Origin of the sequence: Sulfurospirillum diekertiae, assembly GCF_002309535.1 — a bacterium.
GTDB lineage: Bacteria > Campylobacterota > Campylobacteria > Campylobacterales > Sulfurospirillaceae > Sulfurospirillum > Sulfurospirillum diekertiae.
Map to the genome: position 1 here is coordinate 2,077,696 of NZ_CP023275.1, position 19,579 is coordinate 2,097,274.

19 protein-coding genes are annotated in these 19,579 nt (G+C 40.0%); 16 read left to right on the forward strand and 3 right to left on the reverse strand.

From position 1 onward, the window contains the following. Window positions 1-64: 64 nt before the first annotated feature. The 13 genes from SJPD1_RS10645 (at window position 65) to SJPD1_RS10705 (ending at window position 14,512) form a co-directional block, all read left to right on the forward strand. Window positions 65-715 (forward strand): 4Fe-4S dicluster domain-containing protein, encoded by a 651-nt coding sequence (locus SJPD1_RS10645; RefSeq protein ID WP_096047147.1) that lies wholly within the window; start codon window positions 65-67, stop codon window positions 713-715. Further along, window positions 715-2,655, forward strand: coding sequence for a proton-conducting transporter transmembrane domain-containing protein (locus tag SJPD1_RS10650; RefSeq protein WP_096047148.1), 1,941 nt, complete (start codon window positions 715-717; stop codon window positions 2,653-2,655). The genes SJPD1_RS10645 and SJPD1_RS10650 overlap by 1 nt, the downstream gene beginning before the upstream one ends. 7 nt (window positions 2,656-2,662) lie before the next feature. Further along, a complete protein-coding gene (locus tag SJPD1_RS10655) occupies window positions 2,663-3,586 on the forward strand; it encodes a respiratory chain complex I subunit 1 family protein (RefSeq protein ID WP_096047149.1) in 924 nt (307 codons plus the stop codon). A 1-nt stretch (window position 3,587) separates the two neighbouring features. Beyond that, the gene (gene hyfE / locus SJPD1_RS10660) at window positions 3,588-4,235 is read left to right on the forward strand and encodes a hydrogenase 4 membrane subunit (RefSeq protein WP_096047150.1); all 648 of its coding nucleotides are present in this window, start codon (window positions 3,588-3,590) and stop codon (window positions 4,233-4,235) included. A 1-nt stretch (window position 4,236) separates the two neighbouring features. Beyond that, the gene (locus SJPD1_RS10665) at window positions 4,237-5,706 is read left to right on the forward strand and encodes a proton-conducting transporter transmembrane domain-containing protein (RefSeq protein WP_096047151.1); all 1,470 of its coding nucleotides are present in this window, start codon (window positions 4,237-4,239) and stop codon (window positions 5,704-5,706) included. Window positions 5,707-5,714: 8 nt separating this feature from the next. Continuing rightward, window positions 5,715-7,454: a hydrogenase large subunit gene (locus SJPD1_RS10670; RefSeq protein ID WP_096047152.1), complete on the forward strand. Its 1,740-nt coding sequence runs from the start codon at window positions 5,715-5,717 to the stop codon at window positions 7,452-7,454. Continuing rightward, complete coding sequence (locus SJPD1_RS10675; protein WP_096047153.1) at window positions 7,451-7,990, forward strand: formate hydrogenlyase complex iron-sulfur subunit; 540 nt, start codon at window positions 7,451-7,453, stop codon at window positions 7,988-7,990. The genes SJPD1_RS10670 and SJPD1_RS10675 overlap by 4 nt, the downstream gene beginning before the upstream one ends. Then, the gene (locus tag SJPD1_RS10680) at window positions 7,987-8,808 is read left to right on the forward strand and encodes an NADH-quinone oxidoreductase subunit B family protein (protein ID WP_087439120.1); all 822 of its coding nucleotides are present in this window, start codon (window positions 7,987-7,989) and stop codon (window positions 8,806-8,808) included. The genes SJPD1_RS10675 and SJPD1_RS10680 overlap by 4 nt, the downstream gene beginning before the upstream one ends. Then, a complete protein-coding gene (locus tag SJPD1_RS10685) occupies window positions 8,808-9,161 on the forward strand; it encodes a formate hydrogenlyase maturation HycH family protein (protein ID WP_096047154.1) in 354 nt (117 codons plus the stop codon). Before SJPD1_RS10680 ends, SJPD1_RS10685 begins: the two co-directional genes overlap by 1 nt. A 17-nt stretch (window positions 9,162-9,178) precedes the next feature. Beyond that, window positions 9,179-9,625: a hydrogenase 3 maturation endopeptidase HyCI gene (locus tag SJPD1_RS10690; protein WP_096047155.1), complete on the forward strand. Its 447-nt coding sequence runs from the start codon at window positions 9,179-9,181 to the stop codon at window positions 9,623-9,625. A 233-nt stretch (window positions 9,626-9,858) separates the two neighbouring features. Next, window positions 9,859-12,402 (forward strand): glycosyltransferase family 2 protein, encoded by a 2,544-nt coding sequence (locus tag SJPD1_RS10695; RefSeq protein ID WP_096047156.1) that lies wholly within the window; start codon window positions 9,859-9,861, stop codon window positions 12,400-12,402. A 146-nt stretch (window positions 12,403-12,548) separates the two neighbouring features. After that, window positions 12,549-14,285, forward strand: coding sequence for an aldehyde ferredoxin oxidoreductase C-terminal domain-containing protein (locus tag SJPD1_RS10700; RefSeq protein ID WP_096047157.1), 1,737 nt, complete (start codon window positions 12,549-12,551; stop codon window positions 14,283-14,285). Beyond that, window positions 14,285-14,512: a MoaD/ThiS family protein gene (locus SJPD1_RS10705; RefSeq protein WP_096047158.1), complete on the forward strand. Its 228-nt coding sequence runs from the start codon at window positions 14,285-14,287 to the stop codon at window positions 14,510-14,512. The genes SJPD1_RS10700 and SJPD1_RS10705 overlap by 1 nt, the downstream gene beginning before the upstream one ends. Here the strand turns inward: SJPD1_RS10705 and SJPD1_RS10710 are convergent. After that, window positions 14,509-14,784 (reverse strand): MoaD/ThiS family protein, encoded by a 276-nt coding sequence (locus tag SJPD1_RS10710; RefSeq protein WP_096047159.1) that lies wholly within the window; start codon window positions 14,782-14,784, stop codon window positions 14,509-14,511. The two genes, SJPD1_RS10705 and SJPD1_RS10710, sit on opposite strands and share 4 nt — an antisense overlap. Window positions 14,785-14,826: 42 nt before the next feature. Here SJPD1_RS10710 and SJPD1_RS10715 point away from each other — a divergent pair, with 42 nt between their 5' ends. The 3 genes from SJPD1_RS10715 to SJPD1_RS10725 all read left to right on the forward strand — a co-directional run bounded on the left by SJPD1_RS10715 (window position 14,827) and on the right by SJPD1_RS10725 (window position 17,138). Then, window positions 14,827-15,612, forward strand: coding sequence for a HesA/MoeB/ThiF family protein (locus tag SJPD1_RS10715; protein WP_096047160.1), 786 nt, complete (start codon window positions 14,827-14,829; stop codon window positions 15,610-15,612). 23 nt (window positions 15,613-15,635) lie between these two features. Further along, window positions 15,636-16,853: a GGDEF domain-containing protein gene (locus SJPD1_RS10720; RefSeq protein WP_096047161.1), complete on the forward strand. Its 1,218-nt coding sequence runs from the start codon at window positions 15,636-15,638 to the stop codon at window positions 16,851-16,853. Window positions 16,854-16,919: 66 nt separating this feature from the next. Further along, window positions 16,920-17,138: a hypothetical protein gene (locus tag SJPD1_RS10725; RefSeq protein WP_096047162.1), complete on the forward strand. Its 219-nt coding sequence runs from the start codon at window positions 16,920-16,922 to the stop codon at window positions 17,136-17,138. Between the two features lie 19 nt (window positions 17,139-17,157). Here SJPD1_RS10725 and SJPD1_RS10730 read toward each other — a convergent pair whose 3' ends face one another. Next, window positions 17,158-18,375: a tetrahydrodipicolinate N-succinyltransferase N-terminal domain-containing protein gene (locus tag SJPD1_RS10730; protein ID WP_096047163.1), complete on the reverse strand. Its 1,218-nt coding sequence runs from the start codon at window positions 18,373-18,375 to the stop codon at window positions 17,158-17,160. Window positions 18,376-18,392: 17 nt separating this feature from the next. Further along, window positions 18,393-19,523 carry an Mrp/NBP35 family ATP-binding protein gene (locus SJPD1_RS10735; protein WP_096047164.1) on the reverse strand — a complete coding sequence of 377 codons (1,131 nt, stop codon included), beginning with the start codon at window positions 19,521-19,523 and terminating at the stop codon, window positions 18,393-18,395. Between the last annotated feature and the right edge of the window lie 56 nt (window positions 19,524-19,579).

Below are 19,579 nucleotides of genomic sequence, written 5' to 3' on the forward strand. Positions count from 1 at the left end.
CGATGTTGCAAATAAGTCTATACTAGTCTATTAATTCTACTAAACAAACCATAGAGGATAGTCTATGTCTAAAGTTCATAAATTCGTTATTACAAACTCTGACCTCTGCATTGCTTGTAACGCCTGCATGAAAACATGCGTTAAAAATGCCTATGCACGTGGGAAACTCTCCAAGAAAAGACTTGATGTTCTCTCGTTAGAGAGCGGTAAAATGCCCAACCAATGTCGCCAATGCGATGATGCCCCATGTGCTAATGTTTGTCCAACGGGTGCCCTTCGTATTGCTAATTCATGTGTTGAGCTTTGTGAGGAAATCTGTATCGGCTGTAAGCTCTGCACGATTGCCTGCCCTTATGGAGCAATCAACATTGACGCAGAATTTCCTCCTTCAATTATAGAGGAAGTAGAGCGACACTTGGAAGCTGGTTGTATCAGTGGGCTTAAAAGCATTGCTATCAAATGCGATATGTGTGATGGCATAGAAACGGGTCCTGCATGTGTCAGTGCCTGTCCAACAGGTGCATTAGTCATGGTAGATCCAGTTTTGGGTGAGTGTAAATTTGGCAAAAAAGTCAAAGGCGATATGACGCCTTTTCTAAAAGCTATCGTGCCTGATGTTACATTTACAAATATTCCGGCTCCGGAAATTAAAAAACCCAAAGAACCCAAACCCGCTCCCGCTGAAACTTTAGAAACCAACAAAGAGGAAGCATAATGCAAACCATATACACGCTCTTTTTTTTAACATCCCTTCTTTCCATTCTACTCTATAAAAAACCACTTCTTGCCCAAAAAATAGGCTTTGGTTTGGCGAGTGTCGTTTCGCTTTATGCAGCAATATTTTTCTTTTCCAGTCTCAATGAAACATTGATCTGGAAATTGCCGGGGAATTTTATTAGTATGCCTGTTTTTAGGCTTGACTCATTAGGCATGCTCTTTAGCTTTTTGATTAGTTTAATTGCATTTGCCGTTTCACTTTTTAGCTTTGACTATGTGAAATTCTATGAGAAAAAGGCGAATTTAGCCGTTTTTGCTTCACTCTTTAATGCTTTTATTCTCTCAATGCTTCTTGTTGTTGCCAGTGATGGCGTTTTCTCTTTTATGCTTTTATGGGAACTAATGACACTCATCTCTGCACTTTTAATTTTAGTTAACGATGGGAAGGGTGCCTCTAAAAACGTGATGATTTATTTGGGAATTGCTCAAATTGGAGCATTCTGTTTAATGGTTGCCCTTATCATCATGGCAAGTTTTGCAGGTAGTTTTGAATTTAGTAAATTTGATGAACTAAACATTGGTTTTGGTATGAGTCTTACCCTCTTTATCTTACTACTTATTGGTTTTGGCTCTAAAGCAGGTATGTTTCCTTTCCATGTCTGGTTACCGCTAGCATATTGCCAATCTCCCTCTAATGCCTCTGCATTGATGAGTGGCGTTATGATCAAAGTAGCACTTTTTGCCTTTATCAAATTTTCACTTCTTCTTCCACAGCTTGTTCAATTTGGCTATATTTTACTGCTTTTTGGTGCACTTAGTTGCGTCTTTGGTGTACTGTATGCTGCAATTTCCAATGACTATAAAGCATCTATTGCATATAGTTCTTGTGAAAATGTTGGCATCATCTTTTTAGGACTTGGAGGAGCCTTTTACGGCCTTGGAGCACATATACCTTCGATTGCCTTACTTGGTTTTGTTGCAGCGCTCTTTCATATCTTAAATCACGCAGTTTTTAAATCATTACTCTTTATGTTGAGTGGTAATATTTATACCGCAACTCTTACAAGAGATATGGACGAACTTGGTGGTCTTCACAAAAAGATGCCTATTACTTCGATTATCTTTTTCGTGGCAGCACTTGCCATTTGTGCACTTCCTCCACTTAATGGCTTTACCAGTGAATGGATTACCTACAAAACGATGCTTTTAGGTGGTATGGAACAAGGCGTTATGGCGCGATTTCTCTTTGTTATTGCCATAATCGCACTCGGTGTTGGCGGTGCACTTGCTGTCATGGCGTTTGCTAAAGTATATGGAGCTGTCTTTTTGGGACTCCCGCGCGATGCCAAAAGCTTTGAAGGCGCCAAAGAAGTTTCCGGTGTTATGCTACTACCCTTGTGCCTCTTAGCAAGTTTTTGTGTGGGACTTGGTGTCTTTATGAGTGACGTCATTAATGTTTTATCTAAAATTGTTCTAACTTTTATACCTGTCTCAAACGTCAATCAAAATGAATTTATCTCAATGCCTACCATTGTCCTTGTGATGTTACTCTGTGCTATTGTCCCATTTGTTTTACTCTATCTTTTAAAATCAAACAATACGACAACACGTATTACAGATCCTTGGGCATGTGGTTTTATCTACAACAAAAACATGCAAATTGGGGCAAACTCGTTTACAGGAGACATTCGTAAAGCGCTTAGTTTTATTTTGAGATACGAGAGTGAAATGAAGATGGATGGGTATTTTTCAAAAGTCGTCTATACAAAAAAAGTACACGATTTCTTTTGGGACAAACTCTATGAGCCAGTTATTCGATTGATTATGTTAATTGCCGAGAAAATAGGCATTTTTCAAAATGGTCGAACGAATTTTTATGCGGGATATATCTTGGTTTATCTCTGTTTAGTGTTGATTTTTGCATCTTACTATCTGTGAGGACACAATGAGCTTTTTTTACCTACTTTTACAACTTATAGCAGCTATACTGGTCGCTCCACTCTTTGATGGCATGGCTAGAAAGCTAAGGGCGAAATTTCAATCTAGGATAGGACCGAGCATTTTTCAAACCTATCGTGATCTTTTGAAACTTATCAAGCGTGGACGAACAAAGTCACACAGTGCAAGTTTTATCTATCAAATTGCACCTTATTTGATGTTTGCAACAACAGCAGCAATGTTCTGTGCCTTACCAATTACCTACGGAAGTGACGCTGTTTTTGCTCAGTTTTCGGATATTTTTGTTCTTATCTATCTTGGAGCACTGTATCGATTTATGTTTATTATTGCCGGCTTTGATACTGCAAACCCTTTTGCGGGTGTGGGTTCAAGCAGAGAGGCAACCATTGGATTTTACAGCGAAGCAGTATCGATTATCTGCCTTATTGTTGTTATGTTAGGGGCAGGTAGTTCGAATTTACCACATATCGCTTCTATCGTAAGTCTCAGTGAGGGTAACTACGGTTATCTAGTTCCTTCCTATGCCATCGCTTCAACCGCTTTCCTTTGGGTCATGTATGTTGAAACAGGCAGAAAACCTTATGACTTAGCTGAAGCCGAACAAGAGCTTCAAGAAGGTGTTTTGGGCGAATACTGTGGTAAAGATCTTGCTATTATCGATGTGGCTTTAATGTTGAAGCAATTTTCAATGTTAGGATTTTTCCTAATGCTCTTTGAGCCTTGGAGTTTTGAGAATCCTCTATTGTCTTTACTCCTTTTCCTCGCTGAGATTGGTGTGCTTTATGTTTTTGCTGTTTTTATCGACAACTTTGGACCACGATTTACAATGAACAAAGGAATGAAGCGAACCATGCTTTTTCCATTCAGTATTGCTTGTATAGCACTAATGCTTTATATTATTGGGGTATGAAATGATAAATTTTATTGATGTCATCACCGTTTTGATGATGGGAACAAGTTTAATGGTATTTGGTCTGCGAAAATACAAACTTAGTATTTATGCGTATGCACTGCAAACATTGCTTTTAGTGATTGTATTTTTGCTTTTACACTTCAAATATGGCGCTCATGAGTTACTCCTTTGGGCATTTACAGCCTTTTTGATGAAAGTCGTTTTTGTACCACTTTTTTTACTTAAGCTTGTGAATAAGCTTAGTATTATCAATGAAGATGAACCCGTAGGTGGCTTTTTTATATCGCCTGTTATAGCGCTTAGCTTTTCACTGGCTGTTTCAATGATGTTTTACAAGGTTTTTGTTCATTTCTCAATTTTCAAAGATGCGTTGCCACTCTTTGCCGCTTCATTTATCTTTATGATAGGTATTTTTGGCTTTATTTTGAGAAATTCATTTTTAAAACAGATTCTTGCCTATTGCCTTTTTGAAAATGGTATCCATCTAAGCCTAGCGCTTATGGCATATAACTCACATGAGCTTGTCGAGATTGGTATCTTAACCGATGCTATTTTTGCTGTTGTGATTATGAGTATTTTGGCGAAACGATTTTACGCCTCATATGATAGTCTCGACACATCTAAAGCTGTAAATTTAAGGGGATAAAATGGATATTCTTTTGTTGATACTAATCATACCTTTTGTGTGTGGTGTCGTAATGTTTGTTATGCCACTTCATTTCAAGCTCTTACAAAGCTTCCATATCCTTTTGAGCTTGATTGTCTCATCACTGTTACTCAGTGCTGTAAGCAAAGTCGTTCATGGAGCTGAACTTTCAGCCTTTGATAACTTTATTTTCTTGGACTCTCTTGGAGCCATCTTTTTATCATTGATTGCTATTACTGGCTTATTGGTCAATATCTATGCCACCACCTATATGAAGTGGGAATTAGAAGATGGGCACGTCAGTTTAAAAGAGGTCAAAAACTACTTTGCGCTTAGTTTCATTTTTACATGGACAATGAGTTTAAGCGTTGTGTGCAACAACATCGCCTTTATGTGGGCAGCCATTGAGGCAACCACCCTCGCTTCGGTTTTTCTTGTATCTGTTAAAAAAGATCAAAAATCTACCGAGAGTGGTTATAAATACATCGTTTTATGCAGCATCGGTCTAGCATTTGCCCTTTATGCAACCATTTTACTTTACTCTGCAGCAAACGGTAAAATTGATGGTGATGCAATGCTCTACACCAATCTTATAGCCAATGCAGGCAATTTAGACAGCATGGCTTTGAAACTTGTCTTTATCTTTGCATTGATTGGCTTTGGAACGAAAGCAGGGCTTGCACCTACGCATACATGGCTACCCGATGTCCACGCCGAAGGACCCGCACCTACATCTGCCCTCCTCTCAGGCGTACTGCTTAAATGTGCTATGCTAGGGCTTATTCGCTACTATGCCATTGTCGCCAATGGTGTGGGTTTTGATTTTGTACAGTCTGTCATGATCATCAGCGGAACATTGACTCTTTTTATATCATCTTTTTTCCTTATTCGACAACACAACGTCAAAAGAATGTTTGCCTATCACTCCATCGCTCACATGGGTGTCATTGCCTTCGGCCTTGGTGTTGGTGGTGCTATTGGGCTTTTTGCTGCACTATTTCACTGTGCCGCACACTCCTTTACAAAAGCATTAGCCTTTTGTTCAACAGGGAATATTGCTAAGATCTACGGTACCAAAGATATGACCAAAATGGGTGGAATGATCCATATTGCCCCTTTAACGGCTGTGTTATTCGGCATTGCTATTTGTTCGCTAGTTGGTGTGCCTGGATTTGCAATTTTTGTGAGTGAATTTTTAATCTTTAAAGCTGCAGCAATCAATGGTTCGTATCTCTTAATGGGTATTTTTGCTGTCGCTTTAGCTATCATCTTTATCGCTGACTTTTCACACTTTTTCCTTGCGTCATTTGGCAAGGTCGAAGGCAAAGTAGTCCATAACAGCGAGATGAAGTTCAGCGAAAACATTCCACTGATTGCCTTGGCTATTTTGATTGTAGCATTCGGCATATGGCAGTTTGATTCGTTCACGGTTCTCCTTGATGAGAGCGTTAAAACTATAATGAAAAAATAGGACTCACCATGAAATGCGATAAATTTATAGAAGCTCTGGCTACAAAAATTAAAATTTTAGAAGTTACAAGACAATGTGAAGATCAAGTCACCGCTTTGGTTGAGCTCAATGATCTTCCAGAGGCAGTTCGCTTTCTTTATTACGATATGGGTGGATACCTTTCAACGATGATTGCCAATGATGAGCGCAGTATCAATAAACATTATGCCCTCTACTATGCTCTCTCCATGGAGGGTGGCAAAATGTTTGAAGGTGATGAAATAGCACAAGATGAAAAATGTTTTGTCACCGTTAAAGTGCTTATCTCTCCAGATAATCTCACCTACCCATCGGTTACACCTTTTGTACCTGCCTGTGTTTGGTATGAAAGAGAAGCTTACGATATGTTTGGGCTTGTTGCAGAAGGGTTACCTGATAAAAGACGTTTAGTGCTCAGCGATGATTGGCCTGATGATCTCTTTCCCCTTCGTAAAGATGCGATGGACTATCGTTACCGTCCCGACATGAAAGAGCACTACAATGAACCTGAATATGAGTTCTTAAGACCTGAAGGTACAGGCATTATCGATGTGCCTCTTGGACCTTTACATGTAACGGCAGATGAGCCTGGACATTTTAGACTTTTTTGTGATGGTGATACCATTGTTGATGCCGATTATCGACTTTTTTACCAACACAGAGGTATGGAAAAGCTTGCAGAAAATCGTATGAACTACGATCAAATGGGCTATTTAGCAGAGAGGGTTTGTGGTATTTGTGGCTATGCTCATGCAATTGCATGTATCGAAGCGGCAGAAAAAGCGATTAATTTAGAAATTCCTGCACGTGCGCAAGCTATTCGTATCATCTGTTCTGAAATTGAGAGACTCCACAGTCATCTTTTAAATATCGGACTTGCGTGCGAAGTCACCGGTAACTACACCGCATTTATGCACATTTTTAGAATTCGTGAATACTCTATGAAACTTGCAGAACTTGTTACAGGTGGACGAAAAACCTATGGTAACGTTGTTATGGGAGGTCTCAGACGTGATATGACGGGTATTGAGATCAAAGAGAGTTTACGCATCTTACAAATCATCGATACGCAAGTGGATGAAGTATGGGATGCTGTGATGGAAGACAAACGCCAAATCAAACGATGGCAAGGAGTGGGCGTGCTTGATAAACAAGTTGCACGTGATTTCTCTGCTGTTGGTCCTAACATCAGAGGCAGTGGTATTAAACGCGATACGCGTTACGATCATCCTTACGACTTTTTCAAACAGATTGAATTTGATGTTGCCGTTGTTGAAGGTGGTGATGTTTTCGCAAGAGAAATGGTTCGTTATATGGAACTTAAAAGCTCTGTCTCTATCATCCGCCAATGTTTTGAGCTGATGCCTCAAACGGCAATTATCGTTGATCCAAAATTCCACGTTAAACCTGAAGACTTCGCTTTAGCCTATGTGGAAGCTCCAAGAGGTGAAAATGTCCACTGGATCATGCAAGGAAGTGCTCAAAAAGTCTTTAGATGGAGATGCCGTGCAGCTACTTACAACAACTGGCCAAGCCTTCGTTTTCAGTTCCGTGGAAACACAATTGCTGATGCTGCACTGATTGTTTGTAGCCTTGATCCTTGTTATTCATGTACAGAGCGTGTCACGGTTGTAGACATTAAGAGTAAAAAGAGCAAAATTTTAACAAACAAAGATTTAAAAGAATTTTCGAGGACACTTAAAAATAGTCCGATGAAGGATTTAAGATGATGAAACTTCTTGATATTACCGAAAAATACGGTAATACCACCCATAAATATCCATTTGAACCCTATAAAGTTGCGGCAAATTTTCGTGGAAAACCCGCTTATGTCTTTGATCTTTGCATTGGTTGTGCGGCATGCGGTATAGCGTGTCCCTCTAATGCCATTACAGTTCAGTTTAACAAAGATCAAACAAAATTAGTATGGGAGTTTGATTGCGGACGATGTATCTTTTGCGGTAGATGCGATGAAGTCTGCCCAACTGGCGCCATTAGACTCAGCGAAGAGTTTGAACTTGCCGTCAAATTTGACAAATCCGCTCTTATCCAAAGAGGGGAGCTTGATACGCAGTATTGCACCGAGTGTCATAAACCCTTTGCGGCAAAAAGGCTGATTAAATATGGTTACGAGTGTTTAAGCAAAGCCAATTTAGGCGAAAAGAGGCTTGAAGAGTCTAAAAATTATCTAAGTATTTGCCCTACATGTAAAAAAAACGCCACTGTATCAAACTTTACGAGTGGTAAAGAGATGGTGATAGAATGAAAACATATGTTGTACCACAAGAAATTACGGATGCCAACTCGTTGGAGCAAAAGCTCGAACTCCTCAAACATATTGGACGTAGTTTTAGCGTTTATCGCATAGACTGCGGAAGTTGTAATGGTTGTGAAATTGAAATTTTTGCGGCTATTACACCAATGTGGGATCCAGAACGATTTGGTTTCAAACTCGTTGCCAATCCTCGCCATGCTGATATTTTACTCTGTACAGGTCCCGTGACACGTCAGATGTACTATCCGTTACTACGCGCTTATGAAGCAGCCCCTGATCCTAAAATTGTTGTGGCTCTTGGTGCTTGTGGCGCAACGGGTGGTATCTTTTATGATGCTTACAGTGTACTCAGTGGCATCGATAAAATTATTCCTGTTGATGTTTATATTCCAGGATGTCCTCCTCATCCTGCAAGCATCATCTATGGACTTACAACCGCTCTTGGCGTGATGGAACAAAGACTCCAAAAAGTGAGTTTTGAGCACGATAGCGAAATGCCACCATTGGTGAAAGATTCCGTCATTGGCAATACGCTTTTTGAAAGAGATTTGCTCGTACATGCCAAAAGACTCATGAGCTATGTATTTGGACGAAAACTCTATGATAAATACCTTACAGCTCTTGTTAAAAGTGGTAATGTTAAAGACACAAAAGCCACTAAAATAGCTATTACTGAAGCTATGAGTACAGAAGCTGATCCACGCTATGCGGAGTGTCTAGGCATTTTACATAACGAGGTTTATACCCAATATATTCCCTGTGATGAGGAAGATAAAATCAGCCTCCACAGAGTCGAATGGGGGCAATAATGGTAGAAGTTTACAAACTCGTTCAAAAACATCTTGATGGGGCAAAGTCTGGTAATGTCACACTTGATCAGATCAAAATTTTCTCTACCTGTATAGGTCATGGTGTTGGCACAATTGACTTTAGTGAGAAAGTCTTAGAAATCAACGAATGCGAGTTTGAACAGATGCTCAGCACGGGAAATGAATATCTCAAACGCAAACTTGGGAACTTAAGTAAGTATTTTGAAATAGAAATCTTTCCAGAACATGCTGTACAGCTTTTACCTGAAATGATAGAATGCCCTTTTAAAAAGATACTCTCAGACTTAAAAGCAGGGTATTTGGTCCTTAGAAAAGATTTCCAAAACACTTAAGGGTAAGGAGAAAACGGTTGAAAAAAGCACTACTCTGTGTTGGAAATGAACTAAGAGGTGATGATGGCGTTGCTATCGCTGTTGGGCAATTGGTAGAAGAACAATTGCCCCAATGGAAAGTCTTTTTTGGTTACGATACACCTGAAGACCAGTTCGCAGCTTTGCGTGATTATACGCCCGATATTATTGTTGTCGTTGATGCTATGAGTGGTTTTAAAGAGGATAAAATAGAGTTTTTAGACCTCAGTGATGAACGCACTTACATCTACTCTACACATAACCTCCCTACGCCTATTCTTCTAAGTTATCTTCGAGATATTTGTACCAAAACCATCTTTTTAGGTATTTGTGTGTTGCTTGAAAATGTCTTACATTTTAGTGAAGGCTTGAGTGACAATGCGAAAGCTTCCTCCCTTAAAGCACTTGACAAAATCAAAGAGCTTGATACAATCATAGATAATTAAGTCAAAATATCTCTTTGCTCTCCTTTTAAATCATTCAGAAACCCTAACAAAGGGTGAATGAATGATTGTTTTAAGAGGACAATTCCGTAAAATATCTTCCAAAAAAAACGCTTCCAAACTTTTTTCAAGCGTCACTTTTTACATGTAAACAGGCTCACTTCATTTTTTTAAACAAAGTTGTTGTAAAATCGCCATACTTGTTATCGATATGAAATTTTTTTCGGAGCATACGGTTGAAATACTTCAAATACATCTTACTTTCCATTGTTGTCACATCCCTTATTCAGATTTTACTGTGGACGAGAACTGGTGACCAAATCGTTATATCACCCCAAATCGGTGAAAAATTAGAGTCTCTTTCCTATACGCCTTTCAAAGGATTTGAGAAAGCGCTCAAAAGCGATGCTGAAATTGCTGAAGACATGAAAACGATTGAGCATATTGCGCGAAAAGTGCGAACCTATGCTATTTCTGATGCAAAACATGTCTTAGAAAATGTCCAAGATACTAAACTCAAAGTTGATGTTGGATTATGGCTTTCAACCGACAAAAATGCCAATGAATCTGAAATTGAAACACTCTTTGAACTGATCAAAATGTACAGCCCTAGAATCTCTTCGATTATTGTAGGAAACGAGGTTCTTTTACGTGCTGATATGACACCTGAAGAGCTATATGCCTATATTGACCGTGTTTCAGTTCGCACCCGCATTCCTGTGACAACGGCAGAAGTTCAACACGTTTGGCTGAGTAACACTGAACTCGCACGCCATGTGGATTTTATCTGTGTGCATATCTTGCCTTACTGGGAAAAAGTGCCTATAGAGCGAACGCTTGCTTTTACAAAAGAGAAATACGATGCCATTGCTAAGATGTATCCTAAAAAACCCATAACCATCGGGGAGTTTGGTTGGCCAAGTAGTGGATATAACAATGAAAAAGCAGAAGCAACACTGACCAATCAAATTGCCGCAATTACAGGCTTTTTGGAAATGGCAAAAGCAGAGAAATGGACCTATAACATCGTTGAAGCGTTTGATCAACCATGGAAAGGGGTACATGAAGGAAGTGTAGGACCTTATTGGGGATTATTTGATACCAATAAACAACCTAAATTTCATTTTATTAAACAGACTATCATCAATCCATTGTGGCGTTATCAAATGGCAGGCTCTGTTTTCTTTGGAATTTTGCTGACGTTCTTTGGTCTTAGAAATCAACGCGTCAACTTTGCACATGCGATTACCTATTCGGCAGCAGCGCAAGCAATGGGCTTTGGTATTGCTATGGCAGCGACGTATCCATTTATCTATTATATGAACTTTGGTATGTGGATTATGTGGACAATGGGAATTTTCTTAATGATCCCGTTGGTCATTATCACCCTTGCTAAAATTAATGAGCTCTTTAAATGCACCCTTGGCATTGCCCCCAAACGTCTTGCTCCACTGCATCTCAAACTGGAGCATGCACCTTTTGTCTCCATTCATGTTCCTGCGTACAAAGAGCAGCCACATGTTTTAATTGAAACGCTTAATTCGTTAGCACATATGAAATACACCAATTACGAAGTCTTGGTGATTATTAACAACACACCTGAAGAGTTTTACTGGAAACCGATTGAAGAGCACTGTGCCAAATTGGGTGATAAATTTGTCTTTTTGAACATTACATGTAAAGGTTTTAAAGCAGGTGCACTTAATGAAGCACTCAAATATACCAACGAAAAAGCGGAGATTTTAGCCGTCATTGATGCCGATTATGTGGTCAGTGAAGATTGGTTGATCGATCTTGTTCCGCTCTTTGATGATCCAAAAGTGGGGCTTGTTCAAGCACCTCAAGATCATCGCGATAGCCAAGAATCTCTTATCAAACAAGCGATGAATGCTGAATATGCTGGCTTTTTTGACATCGGTATGGTGGAGCGAAACGAAGAAAATGCTATCGTTGCACACGGTACGATGCTCATGGCACGACTCTCTGCAGTACACGAAGTGGGAGACTGGACAACGTATACCATCGTGGAAGACTCTGAACTGGGACTGCGCCTTTTTGAAGCAGGCTATACAGCGCACTATACTAACCGACGTTATGGTTGGGGATTGCTTCCGGACACCGTAGAAGCGTTTCGTACACAACGCCACCGTTGGGCGTATGGTGCTATTCAGATCTTAAAACGCCATTGGCGCCATTTTATGCCTTCATCTAAAACCTTAACACCTTACCAAAAATACCACTTCGTTGCAGGTTGGTTTTTCTGGCTCTCCGATGCCTTTGGTGCGATGACCGCTTTTTTAAATATTTTCTGGGTGCCATTTATTATTTTTGTGGGCGTAACCATTCCAACACTGCCGTTGACACTGCCTATCTTAGTGGCGTTCTTGGTCAACATTTTGCATGCGTTTATCTTGTACCACACCAGAGTCAAAATGAGTGTGAGAGAGACAATGCTCAGTGCCATTGCTTCGATGAGTTTACAGCTGGTTATCTTTAAAGCCGTCTACGATGGTTTTGTCAAAGATGGACTTCCGTTTAAACGTACAGAAAAAGGTGGCAATACCAAAAAAGTCAATAAAAGTCCTATTCGCCATGAGATGATCTTAGCATCTTTGCTAACCATCTCTTTCTTTGCACTTTACTTTACCAACTATACACGTATTACGGAAATCTATGTTTTTTCATTTACGCTTTTAATTCAAAGTGTTCCGTATTACTCTGCTATTGTTCTGCGCATTATCGAACTTCAATCTCTCAAACCTAAGAAAGTAGTGGCTTAATGTCACTCCTTTCTTAAGGAAGTGTGTAAAAAAAGATATGCTAAAAAAGCATGTTTTTGTTTTAATATAGTTCCTTGAGTTTGCTATTTTCATGCTATAAACTTTGAATATTATGGTTGTAACAACCGTATTTAAAGGAGTTTATCATGGCTGATCTAATTTATCGTGTCAATATGACAAATCTAAGTTTTAAAATTGAAGAGGTTCCCGCTCGCTGGCTGGGATTAGGTGGACGTGGTCTTACATCTACCATTGTTGCTGAAGAGGTTGATCCAGAATGTCACCCTTTAGGACCAAATAACAAAATGGTTTTCGCACCAGGACTTCTCTCAGGAACTTCTGCTTCCAACTCGGGTCGTAACTCTTTAGGTGCGAAAAGCCCCTTGACAGGTGGTATCAAAGAGTCAAATGTTGGCGGTACAAGTGCCGGTATTTTCTCAAAACTTGGGGTTAAAGCACTCATTATCGAAGGGCTACCCAAAGATGAAAATACCTTCTATCAATTACATGTAACCAAAAATAATGTTGAGTTCATTCCTGTCCCTGAACTCGTCGGCAAAGATAATTACGCCGTACTCGATGCAATGATGGCAAAATATGACAAAAAAGTTGCGGTCATGAGTATTGGTCGTATCGGTGAAATGCGTATGAACCTAGCGAATGTCTCTGTAAAAGACCCCGGTGGAAAGCTCAGAAGTCACGGACGTGGAGGGCTCGGCGCTGTTATGGGTTCTAAAAAGATCAAATGTATCACTGTCGATGCCGCTGATTATAAAGAAGTCACGATTGCTGATCCTGATAAGTTTAAAGAAGCGAGCAAAATCTTTACCAAAGCACTTCAAGAAAACCCTATCAGTGGGCAAGGTCTACCAGCCTTTGGAACAAACGTTTTGGTTAACATCCTTAATGAAGCAGGCGGTCTTCCAACCCATAACTTTAGACAAGGTAACTGGGAACATGCTGAAGAAATTTGTGGTGAAACAATGGCTGAAAATATTAAAGCCAGAGGGGGAAAAACAACCCACGGTTGTCATGCAGGCTGTGTTATCCAATGTTCACAAGTCTATAATGACAAAGAAGGCAAGTTTCTAACCTCTGGATTTGAATACGAAACTATTTGGGCACTCGGAGCGCATTTAGGGATTCAGGACTTAGATTTGATCGCGAAAATGGATGGTCTGATGGATGATTTAGGTGTTGATTCTATTGAAACCTCTGTTGCCCTTGGACTTGCCGTTGATGCTGGTATTCTTGCATATGGCGATGGAGCCAAAGCGTACGAAATACTCTCTCATGATATACCAACAGGTACGCCACTGGGAAGAATTTTCGGTGCAGGAACACACATTTTAGGAAAAGCTTATGGATTAGTCAGAGTTCCTACAGTTAAGGGACAAGGTATTCCAGCCTATGAGCCAAGAGCGGTTAAAGGACAAGGTATTACCTATGCTACAACGCCTATGGGTGCTGATCATACAGCAGGCTATGCGGTTGCAACAAACATCCTTAACAGCGGAGGACATGTCGATCCACTTAAAAAAGAGGGGCAAGTTGAACTGGCACGTAACCTCCAAATTGCTTCTGCTGCAGTTGATAGTACCGGTATGTGTATCTTTGTTGCGTTTGCAGCACTTGATGATGCAAAATGTTTACCAGCTCTCATTGATATGATTAATGCGCGCTTTGGCTGTGCTCTCACCATTGATGATGTAATGAACCTTGGTAAAACTATTCTTAAAACAGAGCATGAATTTAACATCAAAGCAGGATTTGGCAAAGCAGATGATCGTTTACCAGAGTTTATGAAATACGAAATACTTCCTCCTCACAATGTCACTTGGGATTTCACAGGTGAAGAGATTGATGAGTTCTGGAATTTCTGATGCACGTTGTTGTTAAACTCTTTGCTCAATACCGAGAAGGTCGCTTTAAAGTTGAGGAAAGAAACTATGCCATCGGTACAACGGCTCAAATGGTGATAGACTTATTGGAGCTTGAGCGAGTATCGCCTTTGGGTGTTTTGATGGTGAATAGTAGGCATGTTGAACCATCCTATTGTTTGCAAGAGGGCGATGTAATCGCTCTCTTCCCAAAAGTGGGCGGTGGTTAATTCCCTTTGAGCCCGCAGAAAAGACGAAATGAGCCTGGTGTTCCAGGAGGAAGAAGTGCTACTCGATCATTTTCATGTAGCTCTGTCTCTTTGGGAACAACGGTATTATTGAGAAAAACGGCTTCCACCTCTTTTTGCTCAAAGCCTAAAGAATCGATCAAATCAACAATCCGTGTTTTATCCTCTACCACCCATGAAGCATTCAAATAAGGTATGCCTTTTTGTGTGAATTTTGCTCGCAAAAATGAAAAAGCATTGAGTATAATATGCATTGGATCTCCTTATAGGAAAATTATACACTAGGATACGAAAAAATGGAACTTCTAACCTTTTTAAAAGAACAAACCTGTGATGGATTTCTTCCCCTTCAAGCGAGTTATGTGGCAATGAAACGTTTTACATGTAACTTTAGAAATGTTGAAGAGGTCGCTCTCAAACATGACATTTTGCCCCTTCGTTACAAACGCAATCAAAAAACTATTTCCACGGGGGAGCAGTACACTCTGTTCCAATCTACAGTACTGATTATCGGATGCGGAGGACTCGGTGGCTTTGTAGCAGAAATGCTGACACGTATTGGTGTGGGAAATCTCATCGTATGCGATGGTGATGTTTTCGAAGAACATAATATGAATCGTCAAAATTTTTCCTCACCTAAAACGTTGGGACGATTTAAAGCAGAAGTATTAAAAGAGAAGCTTGAAGAGATCAACCCTGCTTTACATGTAAAGAGTATGACCACTTTTTTTGATCCTAAAACCGATTATGAACTTATCGCTAAAGTGGATGTTGTTGTGGATGCGCTCGACAATCCTGATCTCAAATGCCTGCTTGCCAATCTCTGTCTCAAAGAGCAAAAACCTTTTGTTCATGGCGCGATTGCTGGCTATTATAGTCAGTTTGCAACCTCAGCTTCGCTTGATCAACTCTACGTCCAAAAAGGAGACGGTGTTGAGAAAAGCTCAGGCAATCCTTCGTTTACCGTTTGCTTTGCTGCCTCAATTCAAAGCGTAGAGGTGGTAAAATTACTGTTAGGCAAACCTCATCTTCAAGCTCCTTTGATGGGCAATTTATGGGAGTATGAGCTAATTTTGCTATAATCGTAAAAAAATACAGGAACGAAATGCAACAATTCAAAGAGGCTCTTTCGACTTTTCATGCACTCTGTTTAGGAATGATTCTTCTTGCACTTTGTATTTTGAAATTTGGACTTATCCCTTCGTATGCCTATTATTTTGTTTGGCAAAGTACGTTTGTTTTTCTCGTGATTGCTCTTTTTTTAAGTATCTATTTCAACAAAAGTAAACTCTTTGTTCTATTACTTTTCCCACTTTTTTTTGATTTAGCCCTCGCCTTTCCGAGTACCCTCTTTACAAAGCTTAGTGTCACAGCATTTTGGCATATCACTCCGCTGATTACGGCACTGGGTTACCTCCTCCTTTATGCCTTGCAAGAACGTGGTCTTTTTAGTTCATTTGGGGCATTCAGAACAGCACTTGGACTCATTGTTTTAGGAATCGGATACCTTGGCTTAAAATATTTTTCACCCAGTATGCAACAAGCTCTGGATACGCCTATTTTACATGCAAGCTTACATGGTCTAAGTAAGGCAAATGATTTTATACTGATTATTTCACTCATATCGCTTCTCTTTATTTTTCTGATCTCTTTACTGTTTGAAGTCCAAAGTCAAAAAGCTCCTTTTTGGATGCTCTTAGCACAAATGATCCCTTTTTTATTTTTGCAAGAGAGTAACTCTTTTCTTCTCTTTTCGCTGGTTACCTCACTGATTGCTATCAGTGCTCTTGTTCATGATGCCTACCGCATGGCCTATGCCGATACACTGACAGGAATTCCCTCAAGAAGGGCATTGGAAGAACGCTTTTTACATCTGGGTTCACACTATATGATTGCAATGGCCGACATTGATTTTTTTAAAAAATTTAATGATAAATTTGGTCATGACATTGGTGATGACGTTTTAAAATTGGTCGCCAAAGAGTTAAGTCATATCAAAAATGGCGGCAAAGCGTATCGCTATGGTGGGGAAGAGTTTACCATTCTTTTTAATGGTAAAAAGAAAGAAGAGTGTATTATGGCGTTGGAAGAAGTGAGAGAGCGAATTTTTAGACGTGGTTTTGTGATACGCGATAAAAATCGTCCTGAGAAAGTACCGCAAGAGATACAAAAAGCAAATACTGTAAAAAAAGAGAGGCTCTCCATTAGTATCGGTTTAGCAACATCAAGCAAGGGAAAAGCACCCAATGAAATCATCAAAATAGCAGATGATGCCTTATACAAAGCGAAAGAGAGCGGGCGCAACTGTCTTATTTGCTTATAATTTATACATAATTACTTTTTTTAATATGTTACAATCATAAACCAATCCCCTTTAACGGAGTCCTTTATGAATAGTCACCTTAAATGCTCTATCGCAGAATGTAAAGCACGCCTAAAAGAGATAGATTCTATGGATTTGAAACAACTTGAAACATATGCAACCAAGTGCTCGACATGTGGTAATTGGATTTTAAAAGATGACCCTATTGCCAATGAAACTTATCGAAAAGTATCCTTAAAATGGGCAGAAGAATTTAATAATGATATTATGAAAAAGGGAGCTTAACGCCCCCTCTCTTTTGATATTAATGAAGTTCACTATTTAGTTTGATTTCTCGTTTACTGCGTGTTGCGATGATCATACCATTCATGCTATTTTGGCGGAAATGAATACCATGAAGTCCCGCTAACTCTAAGCCTTTTAAGAAAACCATCTCTTCTTTGCCTGCTTTTTTGAGTTTTGCTTTAGGATTTGCTTCAATAATCTTGGCAAGCTCTCCAGCATTCACACCCACTTTAGTACCCTCTAAAATAGCAATACCCGCATCCACAATACAACCATCCCCCAAAGGAATCCCTGTCACCGAGTTGGCACCAAGGAGTGTATTCTCTCCAATACTCACAGGATTACCATTGGTTCCGCTTAGCACACCTAAGATGCTTGCTCCTCCTCCCACATCACTCCCTTTACCCACGACAACAGAAGAGCTAATGCGACCTTCGACCATCACAGCACCGGTAGTACCTGCGTTAAAGTTAACGTAACTGGCTCCTGGCATAATCGTTGTACCGGCATGCAGTTGTGCACCCATTCTTACTTTACTAGCATCTAAGATGCGCGTATTATCGGACGGAATAATGTGTGATAAGAAACGAGGAAATTTATCAACCGATTCAATGAGTGGATACTCACCCAAAAGTTTCATCTCAATTTCATGCATTCTCAGCCATTCAAGCTCAATAGGCTGCCCCAATGACCATGCGACATTTTCGAGCACGCCAAATGCGCCTGAGAGATTGAGTGAACGAATCGGAGCTTTACCTGTTGAGAGCGCATAAAGTTTAAGATAGACCGCTTCAGGACTCAGAGGTGCATCGTCTTCAAAAATAAAGACAATACGATAATCTTTTTTAAGCTTTTCTGTTTGCGCAATCCAGTCCAGTGTTTTAATGACTTGAACATTTTTATGCGCCTCACCTAAGGCAAGGTTTAGATAAGGAGTAAACGCATTCATGGCATTTTTAACAAATTTTTTCTTGACATCATAGACAAATTCGCTGCTGGTAAAATCAACATCAACGCCACTCTCTTGCAATGCTGCGATTAAAATAGCGGCACTCCCAAAGTTTTCATTCCAGTTGACCACAGGAAAGCTTGCCTGTAAAATCTTCTCGGGACTCAGTTGTCCACGATCAACCCGCGCGATACCAAAACCAATCGGTTTACGGTAACCTTCTTGTGATTCAATTTCTTGAACCAATGCTTTAAAATCTGTCTCATCAATACTAATGCGTAACGCCATACCTTCTCCTTTAATCCTTACTTTTTCGCACTTGAACAAGCACTGGGTGCGCCATTAATACCCATAGTTGGTTGAATCGCTTCATTGTTCGCACCACCTTCTGCATTGACTTTTTCAATGCACTCCCAAAGCTTACGAGCTGAAGCTTGATAGCGTTTCGCTGTCTCACTCTCTGGATGGAAGAAGCTTACTGGTTTTCCAGCATCTCCGCCTTCACGAACGGCAGGTTCAATAGGAATCTCACCAATCACGATGGTTTCAAACTTGTCAGCCAACGGTTTGGTGGTTCCTTTTCCAAAGATATCATACTCTTTATTGGTCTCAGGGCAGATAAATCCACTCATGTTTTCCATGATTCCAGCGATCGGAATATGCAATTTTTGGAACATATCCAAACTTCGCTCGGTATCATCCAAAGCGACTTGTTGAGGGGTTGTGACACAAATACCCGCAGTTACGGGAACACTTTGAGCTAAAGTAAGTTGTGCATCACCTGTTCCTGGAGGCATGTCGATGAAAAGAACATCCAAATCGCTCCACAAGATGTCGCGTAAGAGTTGCTCAATGGCTTTCATGACCATCGCTCCTCTCCAAATGAGTGATTGACCATTTTCCATTAAAGAACCCATACTCATCATCTCAACACCATACACAACAATAGGTTTGACTTTTTGTCCCACAATTTCAGGATGCGTATCAACAGCGCCCATCATACGAGGCACATTGGGTCCATAAATATCAGCATCCAGCAAACCTACTTTTTTGCCTTGGCTTGCCAATGAAATCGCAAGGTTAACGGTTGTTGTTGTTTTACCCACACCCCCTTTTCCACTGCTTACCATCACAAAATTTTTGATGTGAGGTGCCATGTTTTTACCTGATTGGGAGTTGCTTTTCTCTACCGGAGGCTTTGGTTGCTTCACCACAACATCCACACGGGTTGCACCAATGGCTTGAATTGCCTTCTCAATAGCACCTTTTAATTCGTCACCAACCTCTTTACTAGAAGAGACGATCTCTGTTTCTACATAAACATTATTATCGGTTATATCAATATCTTTAACAAAACCAAATGTCACAATATCTTTTTCAAAACCTGGGTATTTAACGCCACCTAATGCGCTTAAAACGGCATCTTTATTTAACATTTTCTCGACCTTTATGCTTAAGTGATGGCAGAATTTAACACAAAAAAGATAAAAAA